The organism is Streptomyces altiplanensis (assembly GCF_053591575.1).
The window spans coordinates 1-10,304 of record NZ_JBSFUB010000158.1; the positions used below are offsets into that span (position 1 = coordinate 1).

The following is a 10,304-nucleotide window of genomic DNA, read 5'->3' on the forward strand; positions in this document are numbered from 1 at the left end:
ACTCCACACCGCCAGCACACTGGGCAATGTGTGAGAGATGGTCGCAGGCGCCCACAGCAATGCCTGATAGGGGCTGGCGCCGGGCCGGGCCCGTGGCGGCGGTGGGCCTCCAGGCGCAGGGCACAGGCGGCGGTGGCGGCGCGGTCCAGCGGTACGCCGCCACCGACCCGGCCTCCGGGGTCTCGGCGTCCGTGACGCTTCGGGAGCGGGGCTGGGGGACGGGGGTCGGCCTCGAACTGGCCCGGGTCCAGGGGCCGCTGGCCTGCGCACTGGTCGCCGTCGGCAAGAACGGCGCGGAGCAGACGGTCACCACCTGGGCCGTGCCCGCGGGCGGCTACGGGATCCCGGGCGTCGAGGGACACGAGGAGCCGCTGCGCACGCGGGGCGGCGCCGCGCTGCGCGAGGACGAGATCGACCGCTTCGAGGTCCGCACCCTGGCCGGGAACCGCCTGGTCACGGTCGAGGTGTGAACCGGCCCCCCACCGGCGGCGCGCCTCAGCCCGTGGCGGCCCGCAGGAGGGCCGCCAGCTCGTCGGTCATGCTCCCGGCCAGCCGGTCCAGGTCGGGCACCGCCTTGGCGTCCGCGACGAGACCGACGTGCACCCGGCCGCCGTACGTCGAAAGGGCGACGGCCAGGGACTGGCCGCGGGCCAGCGGCGCCATCGGGTAGATCGCGCGCAGCGGGCTGCCGCCCAGCGAGAGCGTGGAGCGGGGCAGCGGCACGCTCGTGACGAGTACGTCGAAGAGCATCCGGGCCGCGCTGCCCGCGATCGGTGCGCCGAACCGGTGGGCGAGCGGCGGGAGGTGGTCGGCCAGCACGGCGACCGCTCCGGCGCCGCGTCCCGGCCCTTCCGCCTTGTTCCGGTCCATGGCCCGGCGCACCGCCGTGAGCCGCGTCCAGGCGTCCGGCTCGGAGACGGGCAGGCCGAGGAGGTACGCCGAGAGTCTGTTGCCGGAGGCCGCCGGGCTGCCCGGACGCCGCCGCGATACCGGCACCAGGGCGCGCGGGTCCGCGCCGGGCAGCGGTCCGCCGCGCTCCAGCATCCAGCGGCGCAGGGCGCCGGCGACGACGGCGAGCAGCACGTCGTTCGCCGTGCCGCCCGCCACCCGGCGGATCTTCAGTACGTCGTCGAGCCCCAGCACGGCAGTGCCGAGCCGGCGCGTGCCGCTGGAGCCCGCCGCGAAGGCGCTGTCGCCCCACAGGTCGAACCTGCTGGCCCGCATCACGGACGCGCCGATGCCGACGGCCCGGCCCACCTCCTCCAGTCGGTCGCGGGCGAAGCCGACGACCTGGTGCGGGCCGGGCAGCCACGACCGGGGCGGCACGCTGCGCTCCCGCCGGGCGCCCGCCGCGCCCGCTCCCGCGATCTGGTCGAAGATGCCGGCGCCGATGGCGACGGCGCGCATGCCGTCGGCCAGGGCGTGGTGCAGCTTCACGAGTACGGCGAACGCGCCGGGCTCCGCGCCGGTCAGGACGTACATCTCCCAGGGCGGCAGTCCGCGTTCGAGCGGCTGCTCCATCAGCTCGCCGGCGAGGTGGGTGGCGTGGGCCGCGAAGTCGCCGCAGGGCAGCCGGACGTGCCGGACGTGGCGGCGTACGTCGAAGTCCTTGGCCGTGGACCAGGCCGCGCCGCCGATGGGCAGCAGGACGCCGCGTACGCGCATTCTCAGCCGGGGGATCGCGGCGGCGCGCTCGGCGAGCAGTTCCACGACGGAACCGGCGTCGTTGCCGCCGTCGCCTTCGAAGAGGGCGAGCGCGCCGAGGTGCATGGGGTGTTCGGTGGATTCGAGGTGCCAGAACGCCAGGTCAAGAGGTGCCAGAAGCTCGGTGCTCAAGTAGCCCTCACGTCATCGGAGGCAGGTAGGGGAGCGCAGTCAATCCCGAACGATCGGTTACGGTCAAGTATGACCGGACCACGTAGCGTTACCGAACGGTACGGTCAGGAGCGCTCAAAGCCGGTCGGGCACGACAAATTCGCACCAGACGCACTTGCCGCTCCCCCGCGACTCCACGCCCCACACGTCCGCCAGCCGGTCGACCAGCATCAGTCCCCGCCCCGACACGCCCGCCTCGCCCGCCTCGCGGCGGCGCGGCAGCGCGCTGGAGCGGTCCTCCACCTCGATCCGCAGCCTGCGCTGCGCACCGGCCAGCACCCGGGCGGTGACGACGGCCCCGCCGTCGGTGTGCAGCAGCGCGTTGGTCATCAGCTCGTCGGCGGCCAGCTCGATCTCGTCCGAACGCTCCCGGGCGCCCCAGGCCCGTACCGCCGCACGGATCATGTGCCGCGCCGAACTGAGGGCCTCGGGGTCGTTCTGCGCGACATGCTGCTGGAGGCGTCCGCCCGTCTGCGGCATGTCGACGCCCCTGCGGCGCAGGAGCAGCAGCGCCACATCGTCCTCGCCGCCCCGTTCGTCGACCACTTCGCACAGCGTGTCGGCCAGCTCCTGGAGGTCGTGGGGGCCGGTGCGGACCAGGGCGGACAGCATCTGCATGCCGTCGTCGAGGTCCGTGCCCGGCAGCTCCACGAGACCGTCGGTGCACAGCACCAGGGTCTGCCCCGGGTCCAGTTCGACGGTGGTGACCGGGTATTCGAGCTGCCCGAACTCCGCGGAGAGGCCGAGCGGCATACCGCCGGCGACGGGCAGCCTGCGGCACGCGCCGTCGGCGTGGCGCAGCAGCGGGTCGAGGTGCCCGGCCCGGACGACCTGCACCACTCCGGTGGTCAGGTCGGTCTCGGCGTACGTACAGGTGGCGAAGCGGTCGGTGTCCAGCTCGTCGAGGAAGACGGAGGCGCGGGCCATCACCGTCGCGGGGGTGTGCCCCTCGGCGGCGTACGCGCGCAGCACGATGCGCAGCTGCCCCATGACGGCGGCGGCGTGGGTGTCATGGCCCTGTACGTCGCCGATGACCGCGCCGACGCGTCCGTTCGGCAGCGGGATCACGTCGTACCAGTCGCCGCCGACGTCGCGGCCGAGGCGTGCCGACCGGTAGCGGACCGCGATCTGGGCTCCGGGCACGGAGGGGATGCGGCGCGGCAGCATGGCCTGCTGCAGACCTTCGGCCAGGTCCTTGTCCTGCTCGAAGAGCATGGCCCGCTGGAGGCTCTGCGCGATGCTGCTGCCCAGCGCGATCAGGACGTTGCGCTCCTCGGAGGTGAACCCGATCCGGTCGCTGTAGAGCAGGCCGAGCGCGCCGACCGGGCGGGCCTGGGCGATCAGTGGCAGATAGGCGGCGGAGGTGATGCCGAGACCCCTGATGTGCGGCCACAGGACGGGGTAGGAGGTGGCGAACTCCTCCGGCGACTCGATGAACCGGGGCGCGAGGGTACGGACCACCTCGCTCATCGGGTACTGCTCGTCGACGCGGGTGTAGCGGGTGCCGGGCACGAAGGAGCCGTCCGGGCCGTCGGCGACGAGGTGGATGCGGCCCGCCTCGACGAGCCCCATCACCAGGCTGGTCGCCCCGAGGTTCTCCAGGCCCTGGGAGTCGTTGAGTACGTCGATGACGTCCTTCACGGTGCGCGCGTGGGCCAGGGCGGCCGTGGTGCCCTGGACCAGGCTGGTCTTGCGGCGCCTCTCCGCGTCGTGTTCGAGCCGGTCGGTGGAGTCGGCGAGTTCCTGGGTGGCGTCGCGGACCACGCCGATGATGCGGCGTGGCCTGCCGGTGGCGTCGCGGCGCACGCAGCCCTGGGTGTGGGTCCAGCGCAGGCTCCCGTCGCGGCAGCGGATGCGGAAGTAGGCGCCGTACGTGGTGCTGCCGTTCTTCAGCGCCTGGGAGACGTGGGCGTCGAGGCGGGCCGCCTCCGTGGGCGGCACGCGCGCCGAGAGCTCCTCCGGGCGGCCGGAGTACTCGCCGGGACGCAGGTCGAACACGGCGAGGGCCGAATCGTCCATGCGCATGAGTCCGTTGTCGAGGTCCCAGTCGAATCCGCCCAGGCCGAGCGCGAGCCCGTACACCTCGAAGAAACAGCACGTCACACCGGGTTGCCGCTCCTGGCAGCAGCACGTCCCCGCCGCCTCCTCACCACCCCCTGCGCCCGCGTCCATGCGCCCACGCTAGGCGCAGCCCGGGGCGCGCGCATGCGGGACGGCGGGCCTCCGAGCGGCCGGGGAGCGCCCGCCGAATCCGCTCCGGCCGCCCCGGCCCCCGCGCTCAGTGCACCCGGCGGTCCTCCAGCGGCGCGGCCTTCAGCACTCCGTCGGACTCCCGCGGCAGGTGCGGGGTGTGGTTGACGAGCCGGGCCGAGTTCCCGACCACCGCGATGCTGCTGGTGTTGTGCAGCAGGGCCGCGAGGACGGGGTTCATCGATCCCCCGGCGCCGGCGAGGAGGCCGAGCAGGTTGACGCCGATGGCCAGGCCGTAGTTCTGGCGTACGACGCGCAGGGTGTGGCGGCTGAGTTCGACGACGGCGGCGACCTGGCGCAGGTCGTTGCCGGCGAGAGCGATGTCGGCGGTCTCCAGCGCCACGTGCGAGGAGTGCTCCCCCATGGCGATCCCGATGTCGGCCAGGGCGAGGGCCGGGGCGTCGTTGGTGCCGTCGCCGACCATCGCCACCGTGTGGCCCTCGGCCTGGAGGTCCCGGATCAGCTGGAGCTTGCCCTCCGGAAGCGCGTGGGCGTGCACCTCGGTGATGCCGAGCGCGTCGGCGACGACCTGTGCCGTCTCCGGCGCGTCGCCGGTGAGCAGTACGAGGCGGGAGACACCGAGGTCCCTCAGCTGCCCGACCACGGTCCCGGCCCCCGCCCGTACGGCGTCGGAGACCCCCAGCATGCCGATCAGGTCCTCGTCGCGCGCCAGGCAGATGACGGTCTCGCCCCCGCCGCGCAGCCGCTGCGTCCAGTCCCGGGCCTCCTCCGTCAGCTCGACGCCGTGGCGGCGCAGCAGGGCCGGGCTGCCGACCAGCAGGCGCGTACCGTCCAGTTCGGCGCGCATGCCCATGCCGAGGACCACTTCGCACGCCTGGTGGATGGGGACGTGCAGGTGCTGTTCCTCGGTACGGGCGACGATGGCCTGGGCGAGCGGGTGCCGGGCGTGCAGTTCCCCGGACGCGGCCAGGCTCAGCACCTGGTCGGCGGTGAACCCGTCGCCGAGGGTGACCACACTGGTGACCAGGGGGCGCCCGAAGGTCAGGGTGCCGGTCTTGTCGAACACGACGGCCGTGACCCGTCCGACGCCCTCCAGGTGGGTTCCGCCCTTGATGAGGGTGCCGCGGCGCGCACCGTTGCCGATGGCGGCGCTGATGGCGGTGGGGGTGGCCAGTCCCGCCGCGCACGGGCAGGCGATCAGCAGCATGGTCATCGCGCGTCGCGCGTCGCGCGTGAGGAGATAGGTCAGCGCGGCCAGCGCGAAGGAGACGGGGACGAAGCGCTGGGTGAAGCGGGTGGCCACGGTCTGGATCGGCGCCCGGTCCGCCTGGGCCTCCTCGACCCGGCCGATGATCCGGCCCACGGTGGTGTCCCGGCCGACCGAGGTGGCCCGGACCTGGAGCGATCCGGACGTGACGACGGTGCCCGCGTAGACGTGGGAGCCGGTCCGGGCGTAGACCGGCAGGGCCTCACCGGTGACCGCCGCCTGGTCCACCAGGGCCTCGCCGGACACCGCGTGTCCGTCGACCGGGATCCGGTGGTGCTCGTACACGGCGACCACGTCCTGCGGCTCGACGTCCTCGATCGCCACCTCGGTCTCGGTCCCGTCGCGTACGAGCCAGACGCGCTCCTCACCGATGGTGAGCAGTTCCTCGATGGCGCGCCGGGTGCGGCGCAGGGTCAGGGTCTGGAGGAATTCGCCGATGTTCAGCAGCCACAGCACGGTGAGGGCCACGACGTTCTCGCGCAGCACCAGCGAGATGACCGTCGCCGCGGTGACCAGGGTGTCCGTCCCCGGAGAACTCCGGCCGCGCAGCGCGCGCAGGGCTCCCCGGAAGAAGGGCAGACCGGTGAAGACCGTGACCGCGCCGAGGAGGCCGGAGGAGCCGGGGGTCAGGCGTGGCCGGCGCAGCAGGCGGCGCAGCGCCACGAGCGCGAGGACCGCGCCCCCGACCACCAGCCGGGCGACTTCGCCGGTGGAGGAGTCGGGGCCGCAGCGGGTGGGCGCGGCCGGCGCGGAAGCGGGCGGAGGTTCTTCGAGCGCGGCCACCAGGCGGTCCACGTCCAGCCGGTCGGGCGCCACCCAGACCACGACGCTGCCGGTACGCGGGAAGATCCGCAGCGCACGGAACCCCTCGATGCCGGTCAGGCGCTCGTCGGCCAGTCCCGCGCTGCCGGGGCGGGCCCGTACCCAGGGAACGGTCAGCCGCGCCCGGCCCGCGGCGACGGAGCACACGACCACGCCGGTCATGATCAGTGCTCGTGTCCGTGATCGTGGCCCTCGACGCGGACCGCGGAGGGCGGCGGTACCTCCTCGCCCAGGCTGGTCCGGGCCTCCGCCAGCATGTCCCCCGCCTTGAGGCGGGCCTCTTCGGCGGCCGAGGCGACCCAGCGCCCGGCGACGATGCCGTTCGCGATGCCACCGATCAGGGCTTTGCGGGCGACGGGTTTCGCGTCGGGAAGGCGCTTCGAGGCTCCCCGGATGATCAGGCCACCGACCACTCCGGAGACCGCGTAGTGCGCGAGACGGCCGGCTGCCGCACCGGCCAGAGCCACGGGATGCATGAGCGTCTCCTTCCGTCCGGGCCAAAAGGAGCTCCACGGCTCGAAGGCTCGAAGGCTCGAAGGGCTTCCTCTCAAGTGTGCGCCCGGCCCCTGGGGCGGGGCGAGCCGGACACAGGGGCTTGAACGTGTTCAAAAAATGCCGTACGGTCACCCCGGGAAGTGAATTGAACATGTTCAAATATGGGGGTTCCGCGATGTCCGTGCTGGTCGGCCTGATCGTGATGCTCGGCATGCTGGTCGTCGTCCCCCTGGGGCTGTGCCTCGTCGGCTCGCCCGCACTCCACCGCATCCGGCGGCTGTGGCCGCTGCTCGCGGCGCCCGGGGCCGCCGCCCTGTGGCTGCCGCGCGGCGGAACCGCGACCGCGCTCGCCGCGGTGTACGCCCTCGGCACGCTCGCCCTCGCGCTGCACGCCCCGGCGCGGCTCCTGCGCACGCGCTCCCTCGCCCCGGCCGAGGTCGCCGTGCTCACCGCGCTCGCGGCCCCCTCGGTCGCCGGGCTCGCGCTGGTCGCCGAGCGCGGCGGACACGAGCTCTTCGGCTTCGACCTCGGAATCCTGGCGCTCACCGTCCCGCACTTCCACTTCGCCGGCTTCGCCGCCGCACTGGTGGCGGGGCTCGTCTGCCGGGCCGCCGGCCGGCGGCCCGCCGCCCGGTTCGCGGCGCTGAGCGTGCCGCTCGGCACACTGCTGGTCCTCGCCGGGTACTTCGTCGACGACTGGGCCGAGCTCGCCGGAGCCGTCGTACTCACCGCCGGCATGTGGACGGTGGCGCTGCTGACCTGGCAGGACGTACGCGACGACCGGCAGGACCGGACGACCCGCACCCTGCTCGCCGTCTCGGCCGCCGTCCTGGTCGCGACGATGCTGCTCGCCCTCAGCTGGGCGCTCGGCGAGGCGACCGGTATCCCGCACCCCAGCCTGACCTGGATGGCCGCCACCCACGGCCTCGGCAACGCGCTGGGCTTCGCGCTCTGCGCGGTGCTGGCCTGGCGGCGAATCCAAAGACTCGAACAACTCGGACGACTCGATGAGGAGATCACCGCATGAGCACCTTCACCTACCCCGAGGTCGGCGCCACCCGGCAGGACACCCTGCCCCCCGGCTACCACCACCTCCGCCACCGCGTGCCCGTCGGCACGGGCCGCGCCGCCTTCGACGCGGCGGGCGCCGCGGTGACCACCTGGCGGCTGCACCGGAAGTCGGGCGTTCGGGTACGGACGGACGCGGCGCGGGCCGAGCCCGGCGCGGCCGTCGAGTGCGCGATCGGCGCCGGACCGCTGCGGGTGGCCGCACCGTGCGAGGTGGTCTGGACGGTGTACGAGAAGGACAGGACCGGTTTCGCGTACGGCACGACCGGCCGGCACCCGGAGTGCGGCGAGGAGTCGTTCGTCGTGGAGCTGGCGGACGACGGGACCGTGTGGTTCGCCGTCACCGCCTTCAGCCGCCCGGCCCGCTGGTACACCCGGCTCGCCGGACCCGTCGTGCCCGTCTGCCAGCTCTGGTACGCCCGCCACCTCGGCAGGACTCTCCGGCACATCGCCACCGGGGCGCGCCCGCACCGATAATGGGTGTGATGGAGTGGTTCACCGCACCCGACTACTGGCTGAGCCGGCTGGTCTTCCAGCGGGCTCTGGCCGCCGTCTACCTGGTCGCCTTCCTCGGGGCGGCGCTGCAGTTCCGTGCGCTGATCGGCTCCCGGGGCATGCTGCCGGTGCCCGCGTACCTGCGGCGCGTGCCGTGGCGTCACTCGCCCACCCTTTTCCGGCTCCACTACTCGGACCGCTTCTTCGCGGGGTGTGCCTGGGCGGGCGCCGCGCTCGCGGCGGCGCTGGCCGCGGGCGCCGCCGACCGGCTGCCGCTGTGGACCGCGATGCTGATGTGGGCGGCGCTGTGGGTGCTGTACCTGTCGATCGTCAACGTCGGGCAGATCTGGTACGGCTTCGGCTGGGAGTCCCTGCTCCTGGAGGCCGGTTTCCTCGCGGTCTTCCTCGGCAACGAGCGCGCCGCCCCGCCCGTACTGGTGCTGTGGCTGCTGCGCTGGGTGCTCTTCCGGGTGGAGTTCGGCGCCGGGCTGATCAAACTCCGCGGCGACCTGTGCTGGCGGAAGCTGACCTGCCTGGACTTCCACCACGAGACGCAGCCGATGCCGGGCCCGCTGAGCTGGTTCTTCCACCACCTCCCGAAGCCGCTGCACCGGGTGGAGGTGGCGGCCAACCACGTGACCCAGCTCCTGGTTCCCGTGCTGCTCTTCACCCCGCAGCCGGTCGCGGGCGCAGCGGCCGGCGTGATGATCCTGACCCAGCTGTGGCTGGTGCTCTCCGGCAATTTCGCCTGGCTGAACTGGCTGACGATCGTCCTCGCGCTGTCGGTGACCGACTTCTCCCCCTGGGTCACCGCGCCCGCCCTGCCCGCTCCCCCGCTCTGGTACGAGGTGCTGGTCGTCGCCGTCACCGCGCTGCTGCTGGCCCTCAGCTACCGGCCCGCGCGCAACCTGTTCTCGCGGCGCCAGGCGATGAACCGCTCGTACGACCCGCTCCACCTGGTCAACGCGTACGGCGCGTTCGGGAGCATCAGCCGCGTCCGCCAGGAGATCGTCGTCGAGGGGACGGACGAGCCCGTGGTGCACCGGGGCACGGTGTGGCGCGCGTACGAGTTCAAGGGCAAGCCGGGTGACCCGCGCAGACTGCCGCGCCAGTTCGCGCCGTACCACCTGCGCCTCGACTGGATGATGTGGTTCGCGGCGCTCTCCCCCGCCTACGCGCGCGCCTGGTTCGACCCGTTCGTCGAGCGGCTGCTCACGGGCGACCCGGCGACGCTGCGGCTGCTGCGCGTCAATCCCTTCCCCGACGCCCCGCCCACCCACGTCCGGGCCCGTCTCTACCGCTACCGCTTCACCACCTGGCGCGAACTGCGGGCCACGCACGCCTGGTGGCACCGTACGCTCGTACGCGACTTCCGGCCGCCGACGGCCCTCGCCCGCAGAGCCTCGCCCTGACAGAATCGGCCGTCCGGAATGCTGGACAGCGGGGGGCGGGGGCGATGACGGCGGGAGCGTTCGACGCGGCCACCGGTGACGGGCCCGCACCGGCCGCGCCGGACGGGCGGCGGGCCGCCGAGGTGCGGGTCGCGTTCGAGGGACTGATGCAGATCAGGCGCCTGACGAACACGGAGACCGGCGATCCCGAGGCCGTCCCCGCCGCCTGGGAGGTCAACCAGGCCGTGCGGTCGGTGGCCCTGGCCCTGGAGGCGGCGGGCATCGCCCCCTCCGCCGTCGACGAGGCCGGTGCGCGCACCGCGACCGGCTACCGCGTCGGTCCCGGCGAGCGTCCGGGGACGGTCCGGGTGGAATGGCTCGGCCCGCCGGGCAGCGGCGCCGCCCAGGAGGAGCAGGAGGCGCTGACCGGGTGCGCCGCCGAGCTCGGCCGCCTCGGCTGGACGGCCCTGCTGTACCGGGGGCCGCGGCGGCGGCGCTTCCTCGAGGTCGAGCCCCCGGCCGCCGGCCGCCCGCGCTGAGCGGCCCGGCCGACGGCCGCAGCAGGCGGAGCGGAGGGGAAACACGTGATCATCCGGGTGAACGGCGCCTCCGGGAGCGCCACGACGAGGCTCGACGGCGAGCCGTCCTCACGACAACCGGCCGACGAGGTGCCGGCGTAC

Annotated in this window: 9 protein-coding genes; 5 read left to right on the forward strand and 4 right to left on the reverse strand. The window is 73.8% G+C overall.

The features are described from left to right. Positions 1-59 precede the first annotated feature (59 nt). Positions 60-470, forward strand: a complete 411-nt coding sequence (locus ACWD0Y_RS34720; RefSeq protein WP_450264250.1) for a hypothetical protein — start codon at positions 60-62, stop codon at positions 468-470. Positions 471-495: 25 nt separating this feature from the next. On the opposite strand, the gene ACWD0Y_RS34725 is transcribed toward ACWD0Y_RS34720, so the two are convergent. From ACWD0Y_RS34725 to ACWD0Y_RS34740, 4 genes are all read right to left on the reverse strand, one after another. Next, complete coding sequence (locus tag ACWD0Y_RS34725; protein WP_450264251.1) at positions 496-1,836, reverse strand: wax ester/triacylglycerol synthase family O-acyltransferase; 1,341 nt, start codon at positions 1,834-1,836, stop codon at positions 496-498. Positions 1,837-1,950: 114 nt separating this feature from the next. Beyond that, positions 1,951-4,047 (reverse strand): SpoIIE family protein phosphatase, encoded by a 2,097-nt coding sequence (locus ACWD0Y_RS34730; RefSeq protein ID WP_450264252.1) that lies wholly within the window; start codon positions 4,045-4,047, stop codon positions 1,951-1,953. 106 nt (positions 4,048-4,153) lie between these two features. Further along, positions 4,154-6,337 carry a heavy metal translocating P-type ATPase gene (locus ACWD0Y_RS34735; protein ID WP_450264253.1) on the reverse strand — a complete coding sequence of 728 codons (2,184 nt, stop codon included), beginning with the start codon at positions 6,335-6,337 and terminating at the stop codon, positions 4,154-4,156. 2 nt (positions 6,338-6,339) lie between these two features. Beyond that, complete coding sequence (locus ACWD0Y_RS34740; RefSeq protein WP_450264254.1) at positions 6,340-6,651, reverse strand: DUF1490 family protein; 312 nt, start codon at positions 6,649-6,651, stop codon at positions 6,340-6,342. A gap of 194 nt (positions 6,652-6,845) precedes the next feature. Here ACWD0Y_RS34740 and ACWD0Y_RS34745 point away from each other — a divergent pair, with 194 nt between their 5' ends. From ACWD0Y_RS34745 to ACWD0Y_RS34760, 4 genes are read left to right on the forward strand one after another with little or no spacing between them, the layout of a single operon-like run. Further along, on the forward strand, positions 6,846-7,697 hold the full coding sequence (locus ACWD0Y_RS34745) for a YndJ family protein (RefSeq protein ID WP_450264258.1): 852 nt from the start codon (positions 6,846-6,848) through the stop codon (positions 7,695-7,697). Further along, the gene (locus ACWD0Y_RS34750) at positions 7,694-8,215 is read left to right on the forward strand and encodes a DUF1990 family protein (protein WP_450264255.1); all 522 of its coding nucleotides are present in this window, start codon (positions 7,694-7,696) and stop codon (positions 8,213-8,215) included. The genes ACWD0Y_RS34745 and ACWD0Y_RS34750 overlap by 4 nt, the downstream gene beginning before the upstream one ends. An 8-nt stretch (positions 8,216-8,223) precedes the next feature. After that, on the forward strand, positions 8,224-9,645 hold the full coding sequence (locus ACWD0Y_RS34755; protein WP_450264256.1) for a lipase maturation factor family protein: 1,422 nt from the start codon (positions 8,224-8,226) through the stop codon (positions 9,643-9,645). A gap of 44 nt (positions 9,646-9,689) precedes the next feature. Then, positions 9,690-10,163, forward strand: coding sequence for a hypothetical protein (locus ACWD0Y_RS34760; protein WP_450264257.1), 474 nt, complete (start codon positions 9,690-9,692; stop codon positions 10,161-10,163). Positions 10,164-10,304: the final 141 nt, after the last annotated feature.